Annotated in this window: 23 protein-coding genes; 8 read left to right on the forward strand and 15 right to left on the reverse strand. The window is 69.5% G+C overall.

Going from position 1 to position 24865, the window contains the following annotated elements:
* Positions 1 to 55: 55 nt before the first annotated feature.
* From gyrB to dnaA, 7 genes are all read right to left on the reverse strand, one after another.
* Entirely contained in the window at positions 56 to 2137 is a 2082-nt protein-coding gene (gene gyrB / locus J4030_RS14080; protein WP_374221999.1) for a DNA topoisomerase (ATP-hydrolyzing) subunit B, read from the reverse strand.
* Between the two features lie 320 nt (positions 2138 to 2457).
* Complete coding sequence (locus J4030_RS14085; RefSeq protein WP_208049866.1) at positions 2458 to 3210, reverse strand: hypothetical protein; 753 nt, start codon at positions 3208 to 3210, stop codon at positions 2458 to 2460.
* A 67-nt stretch (positions 3211 to 3277) separates the two neighbouring features.
* Positions 3278 to 3838, reverse strand: coding sequence for a DciA family protein (locus tag J4030_RS14090; protein ID WP_307864705.1), 561 nt, complete (start codon positions 3836 to 3838; stop codon positions 3278 to 3280).
* Positions 3835 to 5070 (reverse strand): DNA replication/repair protein RecF, encoded by a 1236-nt coding sequence (recF, locus tag J4030_RS14095; protein ID WP_208049867.1) that lies wholly within the window; start codon positions 5068 to 5070, stop codon positions 3835 to 3837. The genes J4030_RS14090 and recF overlap by 4 nt, the downstream gene beginning before the upstream one ends.
* Positions 5071 to 5206: 136 nt before the next feature.
* On the reverse strand, positions 5207 to 6115 hold the full coding sequence (gene gnd, locus J4030_RS14100) for a phosphogluconate dehydrogenase (NAD(+)-dependent, decarboxylating) (protein WP_208049868.1): 909 nt from the start codon (positions 6113 to 6115) through the stop codon (positions 5207 to 5209).
* A gap of 348 nt (positions 6116 to 6463) precedes the next feature.
* The gene (gene dnaN, locus J4030_RS14105; RefSeq protein ID WP_208049869.1) at positions 6464 to 7594 is read right to left on the reverse strand and encodes a DNA polymerase III subunit beta; all 1131 of its coding nucleotides are present in this window, start codon (positions 7592 to 7594) and stop codon (positions 6464 to 6466) included.
* Between the two features lie 631 nt (positions 7595 to 8225).
* On the reverse strand, positions 8226 to 9671 hold the full coding sequence (gene dnaA / locus J4030_RS14110; protein ID WP_208049870.1) for a chromosomal replication initiator protein DnaA: 1446 nt from the start codon (positions 9669 to 9671) through the stop codon (positions 8226 to 8228).
* A 509-nt stretch (positions 9672 to 10180) separates the two neighbouring features.
* Between dnaA and rpmH the strand changes: the two genes are divergently transcribed.
* Entirely contained in the window at positions 10181 to 10318 is a 138-nt protein-coding gene (rpmH, locus tag J4030_RS14115; protein WP_208049871.1) for a 50S ribosomal protein L34, read from the forward strand.
* A gap of 6 nt (positions 10319 to 10324) precedes the next feature.
* On the opposite strand, the gene J4030_RS18305 is transcribed toward rpmH, so the two are convergent.
* The gene (locus tag J4030_RS18305; RefSeq protein ID WP_279538179.1) at positions 10325 to 10447 is read right to left on the reverse strand and encodes a hypothetical protein; all 123 of its coding nucleotides are present in this window, start codon (positions 10445 to 10447) and stop codon (positions 10325 to 10327) included.
* On the opposite strand from J4030_RS18305, the gene J4030_RS14120 reads away from it, so the two are divergent.
* The 7 genes from J4030_RS14120 to J4030_RS14150 all read left to right on the forward strand — a co-directional run bounded on the left by J4030_RS14120 (position 10394) and on the right by J4030_RS14150 (position 15737).
* A complete protein-coding gene (locus tag J4030_RS14120) occupies positions 10394 to 10708 on the forward strand; it encodes a ribonuclease P protein component (RefSeq protein WP_307864708.1) in 315 nt (104 codons plus the stop codon). The two genes, J4030_RS18305 and J4030_RS14120, sit on opposite strands and share 54 nt — an antisense overlap.
* Entirely contained in the window at positions 10705 to 10971 is a 267-nt protein-coding gene (yidD, locus tag J4030_RS14125) for a membrane protein insertion efficiency factor YidD (protein ID WP_208049873.1), read from the forward strand. Before J4030_RS14120 ends, yidD begins: the two co-directional genes overlap by 4 nt.
* A gap of 47 nt (positions 10972 to 11018) precedes the next feature.
* Complete coding sequence (yidC, locus tag J4030_RS14130; protein ID WP_208049874.1) at positions 11019 to 12149, forward strand: membrane protein insertase YidC; 1131 nt, start codon at positions 11019 to 11021, stop codon at positions 12147 to 12149.
* Between the two features lie 46 nt (positions 12150 to 12195).
* Complete coding sequence (locus J4030_RS14135; RefSeq protein WP_208049875.1) at positions 12196 to 12762, forward strand: R3H domain-containing nucleic acid-binding protein; 567 nt, start codon at positions 12196 to 12198, stop codon at positions 12760 to 12762.
* A gap of 14 nt (positions 12763 to 12776) precedes the next feature.
* Entirely contained in the window at positions 12777 to 13478 is a 702-nt protein-coding gene (gene rsmG, locus J4030_RS14140) for a 16S rRNA (guanine(527)-N(7))-methyltransferase RsmG (protein ID WP_208049876.1), read from the forward strand.
* 212 nt (positions 13479 to 13690) lie between these two features.
* A complete protein-coding gene (locus J4030_RS14145) occupies positions 13691 to 14683 on the forward strand; it encodes an AAA family ATPase (RefSeq protein WP_307864706.1) in 993 nt (330 codons plus the stop codon).
* Between the two features lie 4 nt (positions 14684 to 14687).
* Positions 14688 to 15737: a ParB/RepB/Spo0J family partition protein gene (locus tag J4030_RS14150; RefSeq protein WP_208049877.1), complete on the forward strand. Its 1050-nt coding sequence runs from the start codon at positions 14688 to 14690 to the stop codon at positions 15735 to 15737.
* 83 nt (positions 15738 to 15820) lie between these two features.
* Here J4030_RS14150 and trxA read toward each other — a convergent pair whose 3' ends face one another.
* The 7 genes from trxA to J4030_RS14185 all read right to left on the reverse strand — a co-directional run bounded on the left by trxA (position 15821) and on the right by J4030_RS14185 (position 24864).
* Positions 15821 to 16144, reverse strand: coding sequence for a thioredoxin (trxA, locus tag J4030_RS14155; protein ID WP_179483383.1), 324 nt, complete (start codon positions 16142 to 16144; stop codon positions 15821 to 15823).
* Between the two features lie 106 nt (positions 16145 to 16250).
* Positions 16251 to 17267 carry a thioredoxin-disulfide reductase gene (gene trxB, locus J4030_RS14160; protein ID WP_208049878.1) on the reverse strand — a complete coding sequence of 339 codons (1017 nt, stop codon included), beginning with the start codon at positions 17265 to 17267 and terminating at the stop codon, positions 16251 to 16253.
* Positions 17268 to 17373: 106 nt separating this feature from the next.
* The gene (locus J4030_RS14165) at positions 17374 to 18150 is read right to left on the reverse strand and encodes a hypothetical protein (RefSeq protein WP_208049879.1); all 777 of its coding nucleotides are present in this window, start codon (positions 18148 to 18150) and stop codon (positions 17374 to 17376) included.
* A gap of 91 nt (positions 18151 to 18241) precedes the next feature.
* Positions 18242 to 18805 carry an RNA polymerase sigma factor SigM gene (sigM, locus tag J4030_RS14170; protein ID WP_208049880.1) on the reverse strand — a complete coding sequence of 188 codons (564 nt, stop codon included), beginning with the start codon at positions 18803 to 18805 and terminating at the stop codon, positions 18242 to 18244.
* Positions 18802 to 20463: a protein kinase family protein gene (locus tag J4030_RS14175; protein ID WP_208049881.1), complete on the reverse strand. Its 1662-nt coding sequence runs from the start codon at positions 20461 to 20463 to the stop codon at positions 18802 to 18804. Before J4030_RS14175 ends, sigM begins: the two co-directional genes overlap by 4 nt.
* Positions 20464 to 20519: 56 nt before the next feature.
* Positions 20520 to 22478 carry a murein biosynthesis integral membrane protein MurJ gene (gene murJ, locus J4030_RS14180; protein ID WP_208049882.1) on the reverse strand — a complete coding sequence of 653 codons (1959 nt, stop codon included), beginning with the start codon at positions 22476 to 22478 and terminating at the stop codon, positions 20520 to 20522.
* Positions 22471 to 24864 carry a DUF6049 family protein gene (locus J4030_RS14185; RefSeq protein ID WP_208049883.1) on the reverse strand — a complete coding sequence of 798 codons (2394 nt, stop codon included), beginning with the start codon at positions 24862 to 24864 and terminating at the stop codon, positions 22471 to 22473. The genes murJ and J4030_RS14185 overlap by 8 nt, the downstream gene beginning before the upstream one ends.
* Between the last annotated feature and the right edge of the window lies 1 nt (position 24865).

The following is a 24865-nucleotide window of genomic DNA, read 5'->3' on the forward strand; positions in this document are numbered from 1 at the left end:
GAGTGTCCGCGAATTCGTGCACCCGTCTGCGCGATTCTGCGGACACTCGCGAGTGCTAGATGTCTAGGAAACGAACATCCCGGGCATTGCGCTGGATGAACCCGCGCCGCGACTCCACGTCTTCGCCCATCAGCACCGCGAAGATCTCGTCAGCCGCCGCTGCGTCGTCCAGGGTGATCTGCAGCAGGGTGCGGTGGTCCGGGTCCATGGTGGTGTCCCACAGCTCGTGGTCGTTCATCTCGCCCAGACCCTTGTAGCGCTGCGTCGGCGCGTCCTTCGGCAGTCGCCAGCCCTGGCTCTGACCCTGCGCGATCAGTCCGTCGCGCTCCCGGTCGGAGTAGGCGAACTCGTGCTCGTGGTTGCTCCACTTGATCCGGTAGAGCGGCGGCTGCGCCAGGTAGACGAAACCGGCCTCGACCAGCGGACGCATGAAGCGGAAGAGCAGCGTCAGCAGCAACGTCCGGATGTGCATGCCGTCGACATCGGCATCGGCCATCAGCACGATCTTGTGATAGCGCGCCTTGGTGATGTCGAAGTCCTCGGCGATGCCCGTTCCGAACGCCGAGATGAGCGCCTGGACCTCGTTGTTGGCCAGCACCTTGTCGATACGGGCCTTCTCGACGTTCAGGATCTTGCCGCGAATCGGCAGGATGGCCTGGTTGTGCGGGTTGCGGCCCTGGGTCGCCGAGCCGCCCGCCGAGTCGCCCTCGACGATGAAGACCTCGCTGATCGTGGGGTCCTTGGACTGGCAGTCCCGCAGCTTGCCGGGCAGGCCACCGGACTCCAGCAGGCCCTTGCGCCGCGTGGCCTCGCGCGCCTTGCGGGCCGCCAGCCGCGCCGCGGCAGCCTGCACCGACTTGCGCACGATCATCTTGCCCTCGTTGGGGTGCTGGGCCAGCCAGTGCTGCAGCTCCTCGCGGACCGCGCCCTGCACGAAGCCCTTGACCTCGGAGTTGCCGAGCTTGGTCTTGGTCTGCCCCTCGAACTGCGGCTCACCGAGCTTGACCGACACCACGGCGGTCAGACCCTCGCGGATGTCGTCGCCCGTGAGGTTGTCGTCCTTCTCCTTCAACAGCTTCTGCTCGCGCGCGAAGTTGTTGATGAGCGTGGTCATCGCCGCGCGGAAGCCCTCTTCGTGAGTGCCGCCCTCGTGCGTGTTGATCGCGTTCGCATAGGTGTGCACCGACTCGGCGTACGCCGCGGTCCACTGCATCGCGACCTCGACCGACAGCAGACGATCGGGATCCTCGTGCTCGAACCAGATGATCTCGTCGTGCACCGGCTCGTTCTTCTTGGACGAGTTGAGGTAGGCCACGTAGTCCAGCAACCCGTTGTCGTAGCGGTACTCGACGCGCTCGGGCGCACCCGTCGGCGCCTCGTTGCCCTCGGCGGCGGCCTCGTCGAGCGCGGCCTCGTCATCGGCGTCGCTGTGCCCGGGCCGCTCGTCGGTCAGCGTCAGCGTCAGGCCCTTGTTCAGGAAGGCCATCTGCTGGAAGCGCGCCCGCAGGGTGTCGAAGGTGTAGCGGACCGTCTCGAAGATGTCCGCGTTGGCCCAGAAGGTGATCGTCGTGCCGTGGTCGTCCGGGGTGTCGGTGGGACCGACGTCCTCCAGCGGAGCCAGCGGTACGCCGTTCTCGAACTCCATCACCCAGCGGCGGCCGGCCTGGCGCACCTCGGCGATGAGCCGGGTGGACAGGGCGTTGACGACCGAGGAGCCGACGCCGTGCAACCCGCCGGAGACCTTGTACCCGCCGCCGCCGAACTTGCCGCCCGCGTGCAGCTGGGTCAGCACGACCTGCACGGTGGAGACGCCCTCGGTCGGGTGGATGCCGACGGGGATGCCACGACCCTGGTCGATGACCCGCACGCCGCCGTCGGCCAGGAGGGTGACGTCGACCCGGTCGTTGTGCCCGGCCAGCGCCTCGTCGACCGCGTTGTCGACGATCTCGGTGACCAGGTGGTGCAGACCGCGCTCACCCGTCGAGCCGATGTACATGCCGGGTCGCTTGCGCACCGCCTCCAGGCCCTCGAGCACCTGGATCGAGTCGGCGTCGTACGCCGGTTCGTCGGCGACGGGGGGCTTGGGGGTTGCGGGAGCGGCGGGGACCGGGTCACCGGTGGTCTCGGGACCGCCGATCGCACCGTCGAGATCGGGTGTCTCGTTCGATGTCGAGTCGTCGGGGCCGTTCGCGGACGAGGCAGGCTGCGGCACGCTGCTCCTTCGGGTGATGACGCAAGAGTGACCCCGTGTCGATCGGTGCGCCGACCCTCGCGCACGGATGCGCGTTGACTGCCGACGGGACCTTGGGGTCAGCGTCCAGTCTACCCTCCCGCGGCGACAGGACATCCTCAGGATCGCCATATGAGCCGCATTCCCGGCCAGAACGATGCCCTTCACGACCACCGGTACGTCCCAGGCCCCGAAGAGCCCGTGCAGCGCGCATCAGCGGCGTCGGGTCACTTGCGCATCACGTCGATGAACGTCGGCGACGTCCGGGACCCGCTCGGCGGGATCGTGCACTGGATGTAGGGCCCGATCACGCAGTTGAGCTGGTAGGTCTGCTTGGTCGCCGCGCTCGTGGCGTCGAAGCTGAAACTGCCGCCGCTCGTGGACGCCGCTCGCGCGGTCGCCTGGTTCGCGACGTCGGCCACGAAGGCGCATGTCGTCCCCGAGCCGCTCACCTTGTATCCGGTGTCCGTGCCCTGGCACTTCTCGAAACCGGGCGGCGGAGCGGTGGCGGGCGCCGGGGTCGACGCCTTGCTCGACGGCGAGTTGCTGCTCGGCGCGGATGACGAGGTGGACGGCGCGGACGGTGGCGGGGTGCTCGTCACGGTCCGGGTCACCACGGGGGTGGTGCTCGCCGCGGTGTTGGGGTGGGTGCGCTGGCCGCGCAGGATCATGAACCCGACGACCGCGATCGCCAGCACCGAGGCGCCGATCACCACCCAGGGCAGCACCATGCTGGCGCCGCGCGGGGGCGGGGGAGAGCCGACAGGCCCCCCGTCGTACGCCGGCGGCGCCGACCTGGCGCGTCCGGGCGCGACCGGAGGGGGCTCGTCGTACCCGGGCCCGCCCGGGGCCATCGGTGCGAATCCTGCGGGGTCGGTGGGGTGGTCCGCGGCTCGTGCGCGGGATCCCCGATCGGCCGGGAAAAGGTCGTCGAAGGTGTCGTCGCTCGCCGGCGTACGTGGGTCGTGGTGGTCTGACACGGTAAAGGAAATCCTGCCGTTGCGTACAGATTGCCCCACCACGGTAAGGGCGAACCCGGTGTTTCGCTCAACCGTAGGTGTCGCGCGGCCCTCGTCCGGGGGCGCTGCGCAGCCCGTGCGACCACGACGGAGACCCCGGTCCGGTCACCCGCAGCTCGGTCACCACGTCGGCCCCGACGACCTGCTCCATCCGGCCGAGCAGGGTCGAGGCCAGCAGTCTCAACTGGGTGGCCCAGGCCGTGGAGTCCGCCTTCACGGTGAGCACCCCGTCGGCGTACGCGACGGGTTCGCTGTGCGCCGCGACGTCCTCGCCGACGATCTCCCGCCAGCGGCCCATCACGGCGCCGGCCGCGACGTCGAGCTGCCAGCCGCGTTCGGAGAGCAGCTTGTCGAACTGGTTGCCCAGCAGCGACGGGTCACGCCCGTCGTCCTGGGCCCGGCCCTGCCCGATGTCACCGGCCCGCGGGCGGCGCTTCGGGATGCGGGCACCGGGGCGGAATCCCTTCTCCGAGGCGCTCATTCGCGCCCGGGCGACGGCTTCGCGTGCCGCGGCGAAACGGTCGGCGACCAGCTCCTCGTCGGCGCCCTCGCCCGCGCCCGACGGCTCCTGCGACTCGTCGTCGTTCACGAGATGGCCCGCGTCGGAGTCGCGTCGGAGGGGTCGCTCTCGACCTCGTCAGTGGTCGGGGCTGTGGCGGCCGATGCGCTCGGGTCGGGCGGCGGCACCGTGACCGCACCCCGGCGTACGTCGTAGAGCCGGCCGGCCAGGTCCGGCGGCACATCGTCGCGGACCGCGGCTGTGATGAGTACCTGTTCGCAGTCGGAGATCAGGGCAGCCAGGCGGGTCCGCCGGCCGACGTCCAGCTCGGCGAAGACGTCGTCCAGCACGAGCACCGGATCGGTCGCCACATCGGCGCGCAACAACTGGTAGCCCGCCAGGCGCAGCGCGAGGGCGAACGACCACGACTCGCCGTGGCTCGCGTACCCCTTGGCGGGCAGCTCGCCCAGGGTCAGCTCCAGGTCGTCGCGGTGCGGCCCGACCAGGGTGATGCCGCGCTCGACCTCGCGGCTGCGCTGCTCGGCGAAGCCCGCGTGCATCGCCGCGGTGATCTCCTCCACGGTCGGCACCGCGCCGTCACCGGACGGCACCGGCGCCAGCCCCGGCAGCGACGTCTGGTAGTCGATCCGGGCACCGGACACGCTGTCGCTGACCTGGTCGTAGGCCTGCCCGACGTACGGCGCGAGGTCGCGCAGCAGCCGCAGCCGCGCGTACGTCAGGTTGGCCCCGGTCGCGGCGAGGTGGGTGTCCCAGACGGGCAGCGAGTCGGCCAGCGCCGCGTCGTTCCTGCTGGTGCGGGCGTTCTTCAGCAACGCGTTGCGCTGCTTGAGGATCTTGTCGTAGTCCGAGCGCGCTGCGGCCCACCGTGGTTGGCGCGCGACCAGCAGGTCGTCCAGGAAGCGGCGCCGCCCGGCCGGGTCCCCCTTCACCAGCGCCAGGTCCTCGGGGGCGAAGAGCACGGTCCGCAGGCTGCCGAGGATGTCCCGGGGCCGCACGGCGGCACCCCTGCCGAGGCGGGCGCGATTGGCCCGTCCGGGGTTGATCTCGATCTCGATGCTCTGGTCGCGCCCGTCGCGCACCACGACCGCGCGGACGACGGCCTGCTCGTCACCGGCCCGGATCAGCGGGTGGTCGGTGGCGACGCGGTGCGAGCCGAGGGTGGCGAGGTAGCCGACCGCCTCCACGAGGTTGGTCTTGCCCTGCCCGTTGCGCCCGACCAACGTCGTGACCCCGGGTTCGAAGTCGAGCTCGAGCTGCTCATAGGACCGGAACCCGGTCAGAGTCAGCCGTCGCAGGTACATCGTGCGAAGTCTAGGAGCACAACCGATTCTTGCCCGACCCGCCGAGTGGCATACCTATGTTTCCAGTGGCGCACTCCTACGGGGTGCACTCGACACATATGTATGCCACTCAGCGTCGACCTTCGTGGGGTGAGGCTCAGTGGTCGGTGACGATGCCCTTCTGGCCCTTCTTGGTCACGGCGTGCCCGCCGAACTCATTGCGCATGGCGGAGACGGCCTGCATCGCAGGGGAGTCGTCCTGACGCGAGACGAACCGGGCGAAGAGCGAGGCGGAGATGACCGGCATCGGGACGCCGTACTCCACGGCCTCCTGCACGGTCCAGCGCCCCTCGCCGGAGTCGTTGACGAATCCGGAGATCTGGTCGAAGTGCGGGTCCTTCGCCAGGGCGGTGGCCATCAACTCCTGCAGCCAGGACCGCACGACGGTGCCGCGGGTCCACGCCTTGAAGGCGGCCGGTACGTCGGTGACGATCTCCTTGGCGGCGAGCAGTTCGTAGCCCTCGGCGTACGCCTGCATCATCCCGTATTCGATGCCGTTGTGAACCATCTTCACGTAGTGCCCGGAGCCGACGTCGCCAGCGTGCACGAAGCCCTCGTCGCGCGGTCCCTCGGGACGCAGAGCGTCGAAGACGGGCATCACCCGGTCGACGTCCTTGACACTGCCACCGCACATCAGGCCGTAGCCGGCCTCCTTGCCCCAGACCCCGCCCGAGACGCCGCAGTCGACGAATGCGATGCCCTTCTTGTCCAACGCCTGGGCGTGCCGCTCGTCGTCGGTGAACTTGCTGTTGCCGCCGTCCACGAGCAGGTCGCCCGGTTCGAGCAGGTTGGACAGACTCTCGATGACGGAATCGGTCACCTTGCCGGCCGGCACCATCACCCAGACCACGCGGGGCGCGTCCAGCTTGGTCACCAGGTCCTTCAGGTCCGTGGCGTCGCTGATCTTCTGGTCGGTGTCGTAGCCGACGACCTCGTGACCCGCGGCACGGATGCGGTCGCGCATGTTGCCGCCCATCTTGCCCAGCCCGATCAAGCCGATCTGCATGTCCAACTCCTTGTTCGCCGGTGGGTCAGGTGCTCGCGACATCCGCGAGCCGACATCGGGCTCGACGCTACTCCCGCTCGGTTGTCAGCGTCCTCAGGGCGCCGACACCACGAATCCGCTGACAATCACGCAGGACCCGCTCGGTTGTCAGCGCTTTCCTGGCGCCGACACCACGAACCTGCTGACGATCGCGATCGGTCTAGCTCGCTGTCCCTTGCTTCGTGAGCGTCGCCCGCAACCTTCGCTTCGCCCGGTCTAGCTCGCTGTCCCTTCGTTCGCGAGCGTCGCCCGGACTGCGCTGCGGCCGCGTACTCGCTGCGCTCGCCCGCAACCTTCGCTACGCCCGGTCTAGCTCGCGAAGCGCACCGGCATGAGCACGTACCGGTAGCTTTCGTCCGCGTCGCCGTCCGCCTCCGCCTGCCCGGACAGCACCGCGGGGCGGCTGGGCTGGGTGAACGACATCCGCGCGTACGCCGTGCCGATGGCTCCCAGCCCGTCGAGGAGGAACTGCGGGTTGAAGGCGATCTCCAACTCCGGACCCTGCAGGTTGCACTCCACGGCCTCGCTGGCCTGCGCGTCGTCGCCCTGACCGGCCTCGATGCCGACCTGGCCCTCGCTGAACCGCAGCCGCACAGCGGCGTTGCGCTCCGCCACCAGCGCGACGCGCTTGACCGCCTCGGTCAGCGTCGCGGTGTTGAGGACGGCCACGGTGTCGACGCTCGTCGGGAAGATCGCGGTGACCTTGGGGTACTCCCCGTCCAGCAGTCGGCTGGTGCTGCGGCGGCGACCGGCCTCGAATCCCACGAGGCCCTCACCGCCGGCCGCGTGTCCGAGCGCGATGCCGACCGTGCCCGAGGCGCCGAGGGCGCGGGCGGTGTCCGACAGGGTGCGTGCGGGGATCAGCGCGACGTGCGAGGCGTCCGCGGTGGAGGGGTTCCAGGTCAGTTCGCGCAACGCCAGGCGGTATCGGTCGGTGGCCAGCAGGCTGAGCTTGTCGCCCTCGATCTCCATCCGGACACCGGTCAGGATCGGCAGGGTGTCGCCGCGGTCGGCCGCGATGGCGACCTGCGCGACCGCCTGGGTGAACACGTCGCCCTGCACGGATCCGCTGGGCTCCGGCGAGATCGGCAGCGTCGGGTAGTCCGCGGTGGGCATCTGCTGCAGCGCGAAGCGGCTCGAACCGCAGGACACCGTCAGCTTGGCCCCGTCGACGGCCAGCGAGACGGGTTTGGCGGGCAGCGACCGGGAGATCTCGGAGAGCAGGCGACCCATCACCAGGGTCTCGCCCGGCTCGTCGACCTGCGCCGGGACGGTGACCTTGGCCGAGACCTCGTAGTCGAACGCGCTCAGCGTGAGCGAGTCCTCGGAGGCCTCGAGCAGAACGCCGGCGAGGACGGGCACGGGCGGGCGGGTGGAGAGGCCGCGTACGGCCCAGGTGACCGCTTCGGCCAGCACATCGCGTTCGACCTGGAGCTTCACGACACGGACCGTCCTCAGTAGCTGCTCGTTCGGGTGCGGGATGCGCCCGACGGCACTGGCTGAAGGCAGCGGTCGTCTGGCGCAGACCGACCCTAGTCGGCGGGGACCCGCCCGCCAACCGAACCGGTCGATCGATGTTGTTCGGCATCGCCGCTCGCAGCTCTTGTCGTTCTCCCCAGCTGTCGGGGCGGAACAGGATCTCTAGAAATCGTTCGTCGTCGTAGTAGCGGTTGTGGATGCTGTGGAGAACCACACGAAATCGCCGGAACGACCGCTCACGAGCCCGTTCACGGCTGTGGACCGGCTGGGGGTGGGGGATGTGGACGAACCTGGGGCCCGGTGGACGAGCGCCGACTGTTCACACGTCATACACCGGTCGTGGGGTGTGACGGGGGTTGAATCCACCGATTCGCGCGGTTGTCCCCAGGAAAGTGTGGATGAACGACGGCGTGGTGTTCGGTGCTCGGCGTGTTGCCCGGAACGGCGCTACCCACAGACTTATCCACAGGGTGGGGACAACGAAGGGGAGGGAGAAGCTCAAACCCGGGATCTGAGTGACGTAGGTCACATCCGTCGGGTCGAAAAATATAGTTATCCCCAGAAAACGGTGGACAACTGTGTGGATGAAGCGTCAGGTTGCGCGACGGATCTGCAAGGTGAGCTCGCTGATCTGGTCGTACAGGTGACGCCGGTCACCCATCTGCTGACGGATCTTACGGTCCGCGTGCATCACCGTGGTGTGATCGCGCCCACCGAATTGTTGACCAATTTTCGGCAGCGACAGATCGGTCAGTTCACGGCACAGGTACATCGCGATCTGCCGGGCGTTGACGAGGGTGCGGCTGCGGGAGGAGCCGCACAGATCGTCGATGGTCAGGTCGAAGTACGCGGCGGTCTTGGCCATGATCGTCGAGACGCCGATCTGACCGGGGTTGGCGCTCGGCATCAGGTCCTTCAGGACATGGGTCGCCAGCTCCATGGTGATCTCCTGGGCCGACACGGACGCGTACGCCGTGACCCGGATCAAAGCGCCCTCGAGCTCGCGGATGTTGCTCGGCACGCGGCTGGCGATGAGGCTCAGCACCTCGTCCGGGATCCCCATCTTGTCGGCGATGGCCTTCTTGCGCAGGATCGCGATGCGCGTCTCCAGGTCCGGCGGTTTGACGTCGGTCGTCAGACCCCATTCGAACCGGGACCGCATCCGGTCCTCCAGGCCACTCAGCAGCTTCGGCGGCTGGTCGCTGGTCAGCACGATCTGCTTCTCGCCGTTGTGCAGCGAGTTGAAGGTGTGGAAGAACTCCTCCTGGGTGCTCTCCTTGCCCTGCAGGAACTGCACGTCGTCGATCAGCAGCACGTCGACGTCGTCGCGGTAGCGCTTCTGGAAGCGGCTGGCGTTGTCGTCGCGGATGGAGTTGATGAAGTCGTTGGTGAACTCCTCGGAGTTCACGTAGAGCACCCGCATCTGCGGGTAGTAGCTGCGCACGTAGTGACCCACCGCGTGCAGCAAGTGGGTCTTGCCCAGCCCGGAGTCGCCGTAGATGAACAGCGGGTTGTACGAGCGGGCGGGAGTCTCGGCGACGGCCTGGGCCGCGGCGCAGGCGAACCTGTTGCCGGCGCCGATGACGAAGGTGTCGAAGGTGTACTTCGGGTTGAGCCGGGGATCGTTGGTCGCAGCGCCCCCGCGGGCGTTGGTCGACACGGGGCCGCGGGCCGGTGGGGGTGGTGCCTTCTCGACCGGCGCCGGCTTCTCCACGACGTCGATGGGGAAGAGCTCACCCGCCTCGGCGCTCTGGTCGGGCGGCTGCAACGACTCATCGACGGTGACGGCGAGCGTCACGGTCTGGGAGAGCTGTTCGCTGAGCGCAGCGGACACCGATTCGATGAGGTCCGACTCGACGATGCGCTTGGTGTGTTCGAAGGGCACCGCGAGGACGGCCGTCTCACCGACGACACCGATCAGCCGCGCCAGGCGCAGATACCCCCGGTCGCGCTGGGCGATGCCCGCGTCTTCCAGCGTCATCAGCGTGGAGTGCCAGACGAAGGCGAGATCGTGGTCCGATTCGCTCACGGTGGTCATACTCCTCGCTGCCTGGTCAGCTCATGATGGTCACCGTCGAACGGGTGCCCGGAAGATCGCTGTCGAATGTGTGCGAGGAGCGTACCGATCGTCATCCACAGGGTTCTCCACAGGCTGTGAATAATTTCCCCCATTCGAAGCGAACCCGACCGTAACAACCAGGATTCCCTACGGCAACCTCGCGGACGGTTTCTGTTCAGACGGCTGCGGCGTGTCGACTGGAACGGCGGGCCGGAAACCGATTTGCTTGGTCGTTTGCGAGCCGACGTCGTGATCGGAGCGCGGCAGAGCACGCTGAGTTTGACCGCTGTCCCGCGGCGCCCGTAGAGTTTTGGTCGTCTCGTGCCCTGTGAGCATGGACGGTAGGTCGAACTCTTGCACGTGCGCCACGGCGTACGTCGTCGGAGCCGGTCCGCCGTGGTGGCCGCAGGCGACACTGGAGACCTTCTGACCAGGCACCATCTCGAACCATCTGGGTCACCGACCCAGGCATCCGACCGGAGTGACACGTGAGCAAGCGCACCTTCCAGCCGAACACCCGTCGACGGGCCAAGACCCACGGCTTCCGCCTGCGGATGCGGACGCGCGCCGGCCGTTCGATCATCGCCGCACGCCGCCGCAAGGGCCGCGAGCGACTCTCCGCCTGAGTCCGATCACATCGATCCCCGCATCCCGTGCTGCCGGCAGCGCACCGTCTGCGCCGCCCGGCGCAGTTCCGGGCTGTGCTGCGCGGTCGTGGCGCGGGGCGAAGTGGGGGTGACCTCCTGGTGGTCCATGCAGCGCACGTCTCCCGCCCCGCGGACGGCCCCGCCGTCCCCAGGGTGGGTTTCGTCGTTTCCAAGGCGGTCGGCAATGCCGTGGTCCGCACCCGCGCCAAGCGGGTCCTGCGGCACGTCGTCGCTGCGGAACTCGGCTCCGTCCCCGTCGATGTCGACGTCGTCGTACGCGCCAACCCGTCACTGGCCGGCGCCCCCACCCCGCGTGTCCGCGCGGACCTGCAGCGCCAGCTGCACCAGGCGTTGTCGCGGCTGCGATGAGCACCGTGAACCGCTGGCTGGCCGCACCGCTCGTCCTGCTGGTGCGGATCTACCAGCGGTGGATCTCTCCGCTCTTCCCGCCGTCGTGCCGGTTCACCCCGTCCTGTTCGGCGTACGCGGTCACCGCGCTCACCCGGTTCGGACCCTTCAAGGGCAGTTGGCTCACCGCGCGCCGGCTACTGCGGTGCCACCCGTGGAACCCCGGTGGTGTCGACCACGTTCCACCGGCGAAGGTGTCCGGCGACGTGCACCACGCGGCCTGACCGCCCCCTCATCCTGATCAGCCCTCCCGAGAAGCACCGAGGACACCATGATTGACACCCTGCTCTTCCCGCTCGAGTGGTTCGTCGCACTCGTGATGGTGGGCTTCCACGACGGTCTGAGCAAGATCGGCATGAACCCCACGTCGGGGTGGACGTGGGCGTTCTCGGTCGTCGGCCTGGTGATCGTCCTGCGGGTCCTGCTGATCCCGCTGTTCGTCAAGCAGATCAAGACCTCCCGGCGGATGCAGCTCATCCAGCCGGAGATCCAGGCGATCCAGAAGAAGTACAAGGGCAAGAAGGACGCCGAATCCCGTCAGAAGATGACGGAAGAGACGATGGAGCTCTACAAGCGGACGGGCACCAACCCGTTCAGCTCCTGTATGCCGATCCTGCTCCAGGCGCCGTTCTTCTTCGCCCTCTTCCGGGTGCTCAACAACCTGGGCAAGATCGGCGATGGGCGTCACAACCCGATCGGGCTGATGACCCGGGCGGCGGCGCGACAGGCGGAGCAGTCCACCCTCTTCGGCGCGAAGCTGTCGGACACCTTCCTGGGCAGCCACTCATTGGCCGCGAAGGTCCTCACGATGGGCCTCATCGTCCTGATGTCGGCCACGATGTTCATCACCCAGCGCCAGCTGATGCAGAAGAACATGCCGGCCGCGGCGTTGGACAACCCGATGGCCAAGCAGCAGAAAATCATCATGTACGTGATGCCGCTGTTCTTCTTCGTCACCGGCCCGAACTTCCCCATCGGTGTGCTGATCTACTGGTTGACCACCAACCTGTGGACCATGGGGCAGCAGTTCTACGTGATCCGTCGGATGCCCTCACCCGGCTCTGCCGCAGAGAAGGCCCTGGAGGAGCGGCGCCGCGCCAAGGGCAAGCCGATGCCCGGGGCCGCCGTGAGCCTGGACAAGGCCGCGGCCATCGCCGCTGCCGAGGCGCCCGCCGAGGGCGAGGACACCGCGGGGAAGGCCAAGGTGAGCGGCCAGCGGGTGCAGCCCAAGAAGGGCAAACGTCGCCCCGCCCCGACCGGCCCACAGTCCCAGGACACCTCTCCGAACGGCGCGTCCAGCGGTTCCACGACAGCGGTCTCGACCACCGGTGACACCAAGGTCACCACCACGACCGCGAAGAACATCGCGCCCCCACGCGCCAAGACCAAACGCAAACGGTGATGCCGACCGTTCGCACCCACTGGCAGACACAGAATCTGGAGCTCTCATGACACAGGACACCGATCAGACCGAGCAGGTCGAACACGGCGAGAACGGGTCCGCCGAGCCGGCGGCCGCAGATTCTCAGCAGTCCTCGGACAGCTCGACGGGGCTGGACCGTGAGGGCGAGATCGCGGCCGACTTCCTGGAGACCCTGCTGGACATCGCGGACCTGGACGGCGACATCGACGTCGATGTCGACGGGGACCGCGCGGCCGTGGCGATCGTGGACTCCGAGGAGGGGCGGGTGCCGCGCCGTCTCGTCGGTCAGGACGGCAAGGTCCTCGAGGCGCTGCAGGAACTGACCCGGTTGGCCGTGCAGGCCGAGACCGGCGAGCGCAGTCGCCTGATGCTGGACGTCGCGGGCCACCGGGCCGCGCGCCGCGAGGAGTTGACCCGGATCGCCGCGGATGCCGCGGCGGCCGCGAAGGACACCGGAGAGCGGCAGTCGCTGGAGCCGATGAGCGCATTCGAGCGCAAGGTCGTGCACGACGCCGTCCTTGCCGCGGGCCTGGGCTCGGAGTCCGAGGGCGTCGAGCCGCGACGCTACGTCGTCGTCCTGCCCCAGCAGTAGTTCCTCGGTTTCACGTGGAACAACAGGACTCCACGACGCTGCCCGAGGCCCCCGCCGCCGCGCACACCGTCTTCGGTGAGCGGCTCGGGGGCGCTGTCGCCTACGCCGAACTGCTCGCCAGCACGGGGGTCGACCATGGCTTGATCGGCCCTCGCGAGGTGCCTCGGCTGTGGGAGCGTCACCTGCTCAACTGTGCCGTGGTCGGCGATCTCATAGCGCCCGATGCCCGGGTGGCTGATGTCGGTTCCGGCGCCGGACTGCCCGGTCTGGTTCTGGCGATCCTGCGGCCGGACCTGCACGTCACCCTGATCGAGCCGCTGCAACGGCGAGTGACGTGGCTGGACGCGGCGGTCGAAGAACTGGGCCTCATCAATGTCGACGTGCGTCGAGCGCGTGCACAGAACGCCACGGATCTCGCGGTGGACGTGGTGTGCTCCCGCGCCGTGTCGCGGTTGTCGCAGCTCACAGAGTGGAGCCTGCCGTTGCTACGCGACGGGGGCACCATGCTCGCCCTCAAGGGCGCGTCGGCGGCAGAGGAACTACGAGACGCCGAGCAGGTGCTGAGACGGGCCGGGGTGGTCTCGACCGACGTCGTACAGTGCGGGGTCGGCGTGGTCGACCCGCCGACGACGGTGGTCCGTGTCGTGGCAGGCCGTCGCCAGGCCCCGTCCACGTCGAATGCGAGAAAGTCGCGGGGCGCCAAGTCCAAGGGATGACGTCGTCCCCGCCCCCCAACAGCATCATGAGGAGCTACCCGGTGACATCCCGAGGCCACGGACATCCCGCCGCCACAGGAACCTCGCACACCGCGATGACGCCGACCGGTTGGCCCGGGCCGGATCGCGATCCGGAGTCCGGACCCGTGGAGACGTCTGCTCGTCGCCCCGGCCCGACCGGTTGGATCGGTAGGAGCGCCGAAGGGTCCGAGGTGAGCGTCCCCGCCGATGAGGACGAGGCCGTCAACGATGTGGCTGATTCACGTGAAACGGCTGTCGCGGAGCCGCAGCCGGAACCCGCGCTGCCCGTATTGCCCGCAGGGCTGGCCGACACCCCGATTGCTGCGGCCATCGCGGACGCCACCCGTCGTCGTGCGGTGTTGAAGACCGTCGAGGTTCGGCGACCCGCCGCACCACGAGTCCTGACCGTGGCGAATCAGAAGGGCGGGGTCGGTAAGACGACGACCACCGTGAATGTCGCGGCGGCCCTGGCGCAGTCCGGGCTGCGCGTGCTGGTGATCGATATCGACCCGCAGGGAAACGCCTCGACCGCGCTCGGCGTGGATCACCATGCGGAGGTCCCCAGCATCTACGACGCGGTAGTCGACGATCTGCCTCTACGCGAGGTGATCCATGCCTGCCCCGACATCGCCAACCTCTGGTGCGTGCCCGCGACCATCGACCTGGCCGGTGCGGAGATCGAACTGGTCGCCATGGTTTCACGTGAAACCAGGTTGAAGCGGGCGCTGCAGGCCTACTTCGACGAGACCGACCCCGACGAGGCGTTCGACTACGTCTTCATCGACTGCCCGCCGAGCCTGGGACTGCTCACCGTCAATGCGTTCGTCGCCGCCGGCGAGGTGTTCATCCCCATCCAGTCCGAGTACTACGCGCTCGAGGGTCTGTCGCAGCTCCTGCACAACATCGAGCTCATCCGGGCCCACCTCAACCCGAATCTGCAGGTCAGCACGATCCTGCTGACGATGTACGACGCCCGTACCCGCCTGTCGGCCCAGGTCGCCGAGGAGGTGCGCGAGCACTTCCCGGACCAGGTGCTCAAGGCCTGCATACCCCGATCGGTCCGTATCTCCGAGGCGCCCAGCCATGGGCAGACCGTGATGACGTACGAGCCCTCGTCGACGGGGGCGTTGTCCTACCTGGAAGCCGCCAAGGAATTGGCCGGGCGGGCCGCCGGGTACCGTTGACCCCATGACCGACAAGCGACGCGGGCTCGGCCGCGGACTCGGCGCACTGATCCCCCCGGCTCCCGCCGGCGAGCCCCAGCAGCGCCCCTCCGATGTGTTCTTCCCGTCCGCGCAAGAGGGGGCGGCGCGCCGCGCGGCAGCCGAACGTTTCACGGGAAACATCGGCGCGGAGAACGACTCCTCCTCTGCGGAGACGACATTGCGGCCGGTGCCCGGCGCGCAGTTCGCTCAGCTGGACATCGCCGACATCGTGCCGAACGCCCGGCAGCCGCGTCAGGTGTTCGACGACGACGATCTGGCGGAGTTGACGCACAGCATTGCCGAGATCGGCGTCCTGCAGCCGATCGTGGTCCGCGAGGTGCCTACTCCGGAGGATGCCGACGCAGCGGCTGAGAATCGCTCGCCCGCCTACGAGTTGATCATGGGTGAACGCCGACTGCGCGCCAGTAAGGCCGCCGGTCGGACCACGATCCCGGCGATCGTGCGCAGCACGGCCGACGACGACATGCTGCGTGACGCGCTCCTGGAGAACCTGCACCGCGCGCAGCTCAACCCCCTGGAAGAGGCCGCGGCGTACCAACAGCTGCTGGACGACTTCTCCTGCACCCACGAGGAGCTGGCGACGCGGATCGGCCGGTCGCGCCCGCAGATCTCCAACACCATCCGATTGCTGCGCCTGCCACCGCTCGTCGCGCGACGGGTGGCTGCCGGCGTGCTGAGCGCGGGACATGCACGCGCGCTTCTCGCGTTGCCCGACGCGGCCGCCATGGAGCGTCTGGCGCAGCGCATCGTGGCCGAGGGGCTGTCGGTGCGGTCCACCGAGGAGATCATCGCGGTCGGCCAGGAACCGGAGAAGGCCACCCGCACCTCGCCGACGATGGGCGCTCACCACCCCGCCCTGGATCAGATCGCCGCCACCTTGTCCGACCGGCTCGACACCCGCGTGGGGATCAGCCTGGGCAAGCGCAAGGGCAGGATGACGGTGGAGTTCGCAAGCGTGCAGGATCTGCAGCGCATCGTCGACACCCTCGGGATCCAGCTCGCCAACGACTGAGTCCGCTCGACCGATCGCGAGCGAATGAAAACGGCCTCCCCACCACTGGTGGGGAGGCCGTTTCACGTGAAACGAGGGATCGATCAGCCGAGGTAGGGCTCGAGCTCACGCAGCAGCTTGGGCTTGGGCAGGGCCCCGACCAGGGACTTCACGACCTCACCGTTGACGTACACGTTCAACGTCGGAATGCCGGTGATGCCGTACTTGGCGGCGATCTGCGGGTTCTCGTCGGTGTTGAGCTTGACCACGTCGATCTTGTCGGCGTTGGCGGCAGCCACCTCTTCGAGGATCGGTGCGACGGCCTTGCACGGTCCGCACCAGGGAGCCCAGAAGTCGACGAGGACAGGCTTGGAGTTCTGCAGGACATCGGCCTCGAACGAGGCGTCGTTGGTTTCCTTGGTGCTCATGCGGTCAGCCTTTCAGATGGGTGTGACAGATGGTCGGTGTGCTCTCCGTGAACGACGCCCCGGCGAGCACGCGCGGGTGAATCACGTTGTCGGACAACGTGATCGGTCAGTCTGCAGTGACGAGCTCGGTGGCCGTGGTGTCCGCGTCCGTGTCGTCGCGAGCCGGGAGTTCCTCGGGAGAGGGCTGCTCGAGGTCTGCCAGGAAGCGCTCGGCGTCCAGGCTCGCCGCACAGCCCGAGCCGGCGGCGGTGATGGCCTGACGGTAGGTGTGGTCGACCAGGTCGCCGCAGGCGAAGACGCCCTCGATATTCGTGCTGGTCGAGCCCTGCGCCACGGTGACGTACCCCTCGCCGTCGGTCGCGACGGTCCCGAGGATGAGCTCGTTGCGCGGCAGGTGCCCGATGGCGACGAACACCCCGGTCGCCTCCAGTTCGCGCTCGGTCCCGTCGACGGTGTCCCGCAGCGTGACCGAGGAGACCTTGCTCTCGCCGTGGATCGCGGCGACCTCGCTGTTCCACGCGAACCGGATCTTGGGGTTCGCGTGCGCGCGGTCGGCCATGATCCGCGAGGCTCGTAGCGCGTCGCGACGGTGCACCAGGGTGACCGTGCGAGCGAAGCGGGTGAGGAACGTCGCCTCCTCGATGGCGGAATCGCCGCCGCCGACGACCACGATGTCCTGCTCGCGGAAGAAGGCACCGTCACAGGTCGCGCACCAGGACACGCCCCGCCCGGAGAGTCGCTGCTCGTCGGGCAGGCCGAGTTCGCGGTACGCCGACCCCATGGCCAGGATGACCGCGTGCGCCCGGTGCGTGTTGCCCTCACCGTCGGTGACCGTCTTGACCGGTCCGCGCAGGTCCATCGACAGCACGTCGTCGCGGATCAGTTCCGCGCCGAAGCGTTCTGCCTGGGCGCGCATGTGCTCCATCAGATCCGGGCCCATCACGCCCTCGGGGAAGCCCGGGAAGTTCTCGACCTCGGTGGTGTTCATCAGGGCGCCGCCGGCGGTGACCGAACCTTCGAACACCAGCGGTGCGAGGTTGGCGCGGGCGGCGTAGATCGCCGCGGTGTATCCCGCGGGTCCGGAGCCGACGATGATGAGGTTGCGGACGGTGTCAGCAGTCACGGGAGGACCTGCTCCTAACGCATGCGGAGGCGCCCGGGTACGGGCGTCATGGAGTGGAACAGATCCTAGATGAGCCTTGTTCCCGCGCCCGGAGCGTGCCTCTGGCTCAGGTGGCGACCGTGGCAGGCCCGGCCAACGGCTTAGATCCGCTGGTGCAACCACGGCTCACCACCCATGCGGTGCTCCTGCCGGACTTGGTGAGGACGACGACCACCGCCGGCGCTCCGTCGTAGCGCGCCAGGTCGACCGTGATGTGGTCCGGATCGGCGGCCAGCGCCGACCCCAGCGACCCGAGGCAGGCGACGACGCCCCGGGACGTGGCCATGGCGCCGTACTCCTGTGCCACCTGCGGCGGCACCGACGTGGTGCTGGGGCTCGACAGCAGGGTCGCGGCCTGGGTCGGCAGCGCAGCGCTGGTGTAGTTCTGACCCGTCCGGCCCAGAGACACGCGGTTCGCGAGCGAGCCGCTCGGTGAGGGTGCGTTGGCGACCGGTGCGCTCTGGTGGTGCAGCCCGGCGTATCCGACGGCTCCACCGCCCACGATCACCACCGCCGCCGCGGCGGCGACCCCGAGGGCACGCCAGCCGCGACCTCGACGGCGCCGGGCGTCCAGGTCGACGACCTCGCCCTGGCTGCGCATCGGGGGAGCCCCGGTCGGCGCGGGTGGTTCAGCGGGCGTGGCCGCGACCGGGCTGGTGAGCCGTGCGGTCGGCGCGTCGGAGGAGGCCCGCTCCCGCTGTTCCCGCGCGAGGGCAGCCTCGATCCGGGACGCAACGGAATCCGGCATCCGTCCTGGCCCCGGCACTGCTGCCAACAGGTCACGAATCCGCTGGTCCTCGCCTCCGTCGGACGATCCGTCGCCGGAGGAAGGTGGGTGTGTCATGCGGATCCTCCACTCCTGGTCACGGGTACGACGGCGTCCGGTTCCGAATGGTTCCGAAAGACGGTGAAGTTTCTCCCGCGACGCTGGTCGATCATCGGGCGGCCCCGTAACCGTCGCCCTGCCGGTCGCGCAGCAGGTCGGCCAGGGCGGCCCGCCCGCGTGCGCAGCGCGACTTGACCGTGCCCTCGGCCACGTCCAGCACCTGCGCGGTCTCCGCGACGGACAACCCCTGCATGTCCACCAGGGTCAACGCGAGCCGTTGCGCCTCGGGGATGGCGGTGAGGGCCTCTTGGACGTCGATCCGCACCTCGGCACTCGCGTGCCGATCGTGGCGGTCGGCGAGGTCATAGTCGGGCAGTTCGCTGGTGGGTCTGACACGCCGCATCCGGTCCAGGCACGCGTTCACCACGATCCGGTGCAGCCAGGTGGTGACCTGGGAGTCGCCGCGGAAGGACTCGGCACGCCGGAACGCGGAGATGAACCCGTCCTGCACCGCGTCGGCCGCGATCTCCGGGTCCCGCGTCGTCCGGACCGCGACCGCCCACATCCGATCCTTGTGCCGCCGGAACAGCTCACCGAACGCGTCGGGGTCGCCCTGCACGTGGGCCCGCAGCAGCTGGGCGTCCGTGGGCGGCACCGGCTCGAGGTGGCTCACGAGAAGACCTTGACCTCCGCGATCTGGTCGCGGTAGAGCCCGCTCGAGTACTGGCTGAGGTGGGTGATCCAGATGATGACGTACCGCCCGGACCGTGCCGTGCCACGGACGGTCTGCTCGCCCGAGCCGTTGGTCAGCGTGCCGAGCGGCGTCCCACCGACGATGGTCTTGGCGCCGGTCACGAAGACCTCGATGGTGGTGGGGTTCCCGATCACGTTGATGGAGACGCTGCCCACCTGTTTGCTCTTGCCGAGGTCGAGCACCAGACCCACGCCGTTCTTGGTGCTGCCGAAGGTGTCGGTGCGGTACAGGTGCGTGACCCACATCGTGCTGGCATCGCCGTCGATCGCGCGCTGCGCCAACTCGTTGTGCTCGTTGCCGTTGCCGTCCGGGTCGAAGCTGGTGATCGAGACGGGCTTGATCGCCACGCCGGACGGCACCGTGGAGGACGTCGAGCTGGAACTCGGGGACGCTTTGCTGCTGGTCGTCGAGGAGGGTGTCGTCGTCGCGGTGGTCGCCCCGCTCGTGCCGATGCCCCGCAGTCCGTAGACCGCGACCACGAGGGTGAGGATCAGCAGGACCGCGACGATGGCGAGCGCCAGTCCGCTGGATCGTCGGTCCGGCTCGTCGTAGCCGGCGGGCAGGCCCGGTGCCGGCGGCTCCAGGTCGACCAGGCTGGGCTCGCCGACCGGCGTGCCCGCCGGTAGCACGCCCATCGTGTGCTGCCGGGTCTCGTCCGGGTCGCTGCGGCGGCCCGCTCGGTCGGTGTCGTCGAAGTAGCGCGTCGCCACCGTGCGATCACGCGCGGCGGGTGCGGCCAGCTCCTCGTCGTCGGCGAACGCGACATCGCGACCGCCCACCCCGTGCACCCGTTCGGCCGACCAGGGCGAGAGCAGACGCGCGAGCTCGCCCGGCGTCCGGGGGCCCGCGTCGTTGACCAGGACCTCGGAGCACACCGAGTCCAGATCGGAGGGCACCCGGGTGACCAGCGTGGACGGCAGCGGTACGGGCGCGCGGTCGTCGGAGGACGCACCGGACTTCCCGATCTCGCCGGCCAGGCCCGGAAGCCCCGGCACCGCCTCCGCGCCCGGCCACCGGCCGGTGAGAGCGGTGTAGAGGATCCGCACCAGGTCCTTGGTGTCCGTGCGCGAGGCTTCGGCGGGCGGCACGTCGTCCAGGCCCGAGAGCGCCCCGTCGGTCGCGACGCCGAGCACGGTGACCGCGCCGTCACGCGACCGCACGATGTCGTGCGGTGTGAGGGTCAGGTGGTGCAGACCGCGGGCCGCGGCGGTGTGCAACCCGGTGGCGGCCTCGCCGACGATGCGGCGGGCCTCCTCGGCGGGCAGGGTCTGGAACCGCAGCAGGTCGGCCACCGAATCGGCGTCGTGCACCCGCTCGGTCACGACGTACGACGTGCCGTCCTCCGTGCCGACGTCGAGGATGCGCAGCAGGTGCAGATCGTCCACACCGGCCGCGCGGCGGGCGCTGTCCAGGGCGGCCTCGGCGTGCGGGTCGTCGGCAGGGAAGGTGATGGCCGTGACGTCGCGCGCCAGTGTGCGGTCCACGGCGTGCCACTGGCGGTAGGCGCCGGCATCGGCCACGCTGGAGGTCAGTTCGTAACGTCCGGCGAGCGCATCCCCCTCGCTCAAGTGCTGCAACGCGTGCTCCTGCTCAGTCGGGCGACCGCGGGCGAGCCGCGAGTTCTTGCGGAAGTCTAGGCGGGGCGGCCTTTACCGCGGCTGAGGCGGCTGGTAACCGGCGCCAACAATGCGTCGATCTCGCGCACCTTCAACACCCGCGCCACCGCGACGTACACGAACAGGAAGAACACACCCCCGACCACGAGACCCGCCAGCGCACCGGTGATCTGCGCCTGGATCAGATGGCCGAGACCCCACCGCACGAGCAGGGCGACGATGGTGCCGGCGAACGCCGCGACCGCGAGCCGGCCGTAGGTCCGCGCGACCCCCGGCATGGGCAGCCCACCGAGGCGTTTGCGCAGCCAGTAGTAACCCGACGCCGCCTGCGCCACGTAGCTGATCGACTGCACGAGCGCGACTCCGGTGCCGACCCGCTCGGGAGGCAACAGCAGACACAGCAGGGTCAGCGGTACGGCGACGGCGGTCCCGAGGAACTGCATCATCAAGGGTTTGACGGCGTCCTCGTAGGCGTAGAGCGTGCGCTGCACGATGACGTTCAACGCCAGCGGGAAGGACCCCAGCAGCATCGCGATCGTGGCGCTCGACAGACCGTCGGCCGCCACGGAGTTGCCGCCCCGGCCGCTGTAGAGCAGCGCCAGCGGCGGGACCAGCGCGAATGCGCCGATCGTGACGGGGATGACCGCGACCCCGCACAGCCGGACGGCGGTCGCGACGTCGTCGGTGACGCGAGTGGTGTCGCGGTCGCGCGCCGCCGTGGAGATGCGGGTGTAGAGCGCGGTGATGAGGCTGACCGTCACCAGCGAGTGCGGGAGCATGAAGAGGAGGAACGCGGTCGACTGGACGATGCGGCCGGGGTACCTGCCCGGCACGTTGTTCAACACGTTCGTGGTCACCAACAGGCTGGCCTGCTGCACCAGGATGGCCGAGAACGCCAGCCCGGCGATCTTCCCGGTCGAGCGCAGCCCCACACCCCGGAACTGCATGTTGGGCGTGAACCGGTAGCCGGCGCGACGCATCGGGATGATCAGGACGAGTGCTTGCGCGACGATGCCGATCGTCGTACTGCCGCCGAGGACCAGGATCATCTCGCCGGTCCAGTTGCCCGGTGCGACGTTCGGGCTGAAGCGGCCCATGAAGTAGAGCAGGCCGAGGATCGAGGCGATGTTCGCCAATGCCGGCGACCACATGAAGGCACCGAACCGGCTGCGGGAGTTCAGCACCTCACCGAAGATCGTGTAGACGCCGTAGAACAGGATCTGCGGCAGGCAGAGCAGACCGAAGAGCCAGCCCAGGTGCAAGGCGTCCGAACTGCCGTGCAGGTCGTAGAGCCAGTAGAGCGGGTAGGCGAAGATCAGGCAGATCGCGGTGATGCCGCCCAGCATCAGCAGAGCGAGGGTGACGAGGCGGTCGGTGTAGCCCTTGCCGCCGTCCGGGTCCTTCAGCGCCTTGGTCAGCTGCGGGATCAGCACCGCGTTGAAGACGCCGCCGGCGAGCAGCAGGAAGACCATGTTGGGGAGCGTGTTGGCCGTGTCCCAGATGTTCGCGGCGTTGGCCCCCTTGCCCTTGGCGACGGCCCCGAGAGCGGCAAGCAGGAGGTAGGCGCGCAGGAAGCCGAGCAGACGCGACACCAGCGTTCCGGCTGCCATGATCGCGCTCGACCGGGCCACTCCGGCGTCGCCGGAATCGGTGTCCGGCGCACGGGTGGTGGCGAGGGCGCCGTCCGGTACGACGGCCGCCCCGTCCCGGCCGCGCGGTGCCGCGTCGGCGGACACGCGGGTCGCACCTCGCGGAGGACCCACGGCCTGACGCACCGCCCGCGCGGAGCGCGTATCGACCAGGCGGGGCTCGAGGATGACGGTGCCGGAGAAGAGGTCGAGCGACGACTCGTCGCCGCGGGCGTCGGAGTACTGCGCGCCGAGACTGGACCGCGGGGACGGACCGCCGGCTGGGCGGGGGGTATGCGCGGCAGCGTCGTACCGAGTGCCGAGACTGGGCCCGGAGGGCTCACTCATCCGGATCCTCCGCGGCGCGTTCGTCGGTGGTTGCAGTAGTTGCGGTGCTTGCTGTGCTTGCGGTGCCCTCGCCCGTGCGCGTCGATGTCGCGGACGGGCTCGGTGTGCTGGCTACGATCGCATCCCCCGGGGTGGCGTCGCGAGGGGGCGGGCTCCCGGGCTGCGGTGTGACGTCCTGCTCGGTGCGGGGGCCGCGCCGGATGCTGCGGATCACCCCGCCGATGAGGATGAGCCCCGCGACCCCTCCGAGGACCCAGTAGATCCACGTCGCGGTGGGGCGCACGTTGACCTGCAGGTTGGCCGTCGTGCCTCGTGGCGCGCCCAGAGGCACACCGTTGGCGGTCTCGATGAGGGCATCCACCGGCACCGACCCGGACCCGGCCGCCGCCACCTCCGGGCGCACGATGCCGAGCCCCCCGGCGCCCAGCGAGATCGGCGGGGCCTGCTGACGCACCTTCAGCTGGATGGCCCGTGGCTGCAGCACCACCCGCACTCCTCGCACCGGACGGTTGAGCTTGTTGACCACATTGATGGCGAGGGCTCCGCGGTCGGTGAAGAAGTTGACCGGCGACGTGCTGACCGACACGAGTGACAGCAGGCTGGTGAGAGCGCCCGCGCTGTACTGAGCGGAGTGGGTCGCGCCGAGCGTGTACCCACGCCACCGCGCCGACCCGAGGTTGTCGATCAGGCGGAGCCGATCGGAGATCACATCGCCCGAGCTCACCAGCAGGGAGTTCAGGCCCGACAACTGGCGGCGCTGGACACCGATCCCGTTCAGCGACGCCGGGTTGACGGCGGTGGTGCGGGGCTCGGGGAAGGTGACGGCCGTGCGCTCGGACCGCACCGTGTCGGGCACACCCGACCGGGCGACCCGGACGGCCTGGTTGCCCGTGCGGTCCGCCAGCCAGGGCGCCGTACGCGCGGCGGCGATGATCGTGGCGAGTTGGGCAGCGGACGCGCCGGCGGAGCGCGGGACGACGATCGCGAGAGACCGAGCGGTGGCGGGCCGCTCCCCGTAGACGGCGAGGCTCTGGGCGAGGAACTGCTGCGTACGCAGGCCGATGTCGCCATCGGCCGCACCGGCCAGCGCGCTCAGCTGCTGGTCGTAGAGGAGCAGGCCGCCGGTGCCGGTGGCGGACCGTTCGGCGGTGCCGGTGGCGTCCCCGGCGTCCGTCGTGGCCTCCTTCGGCAGGAGTACGACGGGTGCGGGACGGCGAGCCTTCGTCCAGGCGTCGGTGATGGTGCCCACGACTCCGGCATCCACCCCGGCCGCGGGCCATGCGATCGAGGTGGAGCTCACCGCGGCCATGTCGGTGGGCAGGCTCCGGCCGACGTCCTCGCGGATCAGTTGCTGTCCGCGGGCGCCGGACGTGGCGAGCGCGGACAGGTCGGGGTCGTCGAAAGGCGTCCAGAGCACCGACTGGCCCGCGGGCAGGTTGCTCAGGCGGGTACGCAGCTGCGCGGCGAGCGTGTCGGCCGGATCGGTGCTCGCGCGACCGTTGGGTGAGCTCGAACTGCTGGTGCCCGATGACGGGGTCTGCGAGGTGCCCCCGGGGGATGTCGGGTCACCGGAGGACGACGTGCTCGGGGTGCTCGACGCCCCGCCCGTGCCCGTGGTGGAGCTCGACGGGCCGCTCGAACCCGTGGTGGACGACGCGGCGGGCACGTTGCGGTCGGCGGGCGCGGTCGGCGCGATCACCGCCGGGTCGATCACCCAGGTGACGGGTTGTCCGGCCAGCGACCGCAGCAGGGTGTCGATGCGTGATCCGGGGCCGATCGCGTTCTGCCAGGCGGCAGTGCGGTCGGCGCCGGTGGGGCCGAAGAGCGCCGAATCGGCGGGGAGCATGAGCGGCACGAGCCAGGTCACGCGCAGGGGCACCGCCGGGGCCGAGCGCACGAACGACAGCGTCGTGTGCCAGACGCGCAGCGGAGCGCTCCCGGCGCCGTTCGACAGTGAGATCGACAGCGGCAGGTTCGCGTTGCTGTAGCTGAGGGCCAGCGCGGCGGCCGGAATGGTGATCGTGAACTGTTCGAAACCGCCGGGGTTCAGCGAACCGGGCCGGGCCGTTGCCCGGTTCCGCGTCGATGCCGGCAGGGTGCCGGCGTTCCAGGAACGCACCGCGCTGACCGTGTCCAGGTCGCTGGTGCCGAGCGAGGCGGTGAGCACCGGGGCGGTGAGTGCGCTGCTGCCGGCGGTCAGCGAGCCGGTGATGGTGACGGGCTTCTTCGGCGCCGCCACCGTGGGGGTGACCGCGGTGATCGCGAGGGACGGGTCGAGGCTGGTCGCCGCGTGCGGCACGGCCGCCGCGGTCGGGACGCCGATGAGCAGGCAGCCGAGCGCGAGTAACGCCGCGAGCATTGCGACTCCCCGGGTCAGCACGGTCACC

The organism is Allobranchiibius sp. CTAmp26 (assembly GCF_017565405.1).
Lineage (GTDB): Bacteria > Actinomycetota > Actinomycetes > Actinomycetales > Dermatophilaceae > Allobranchiibius.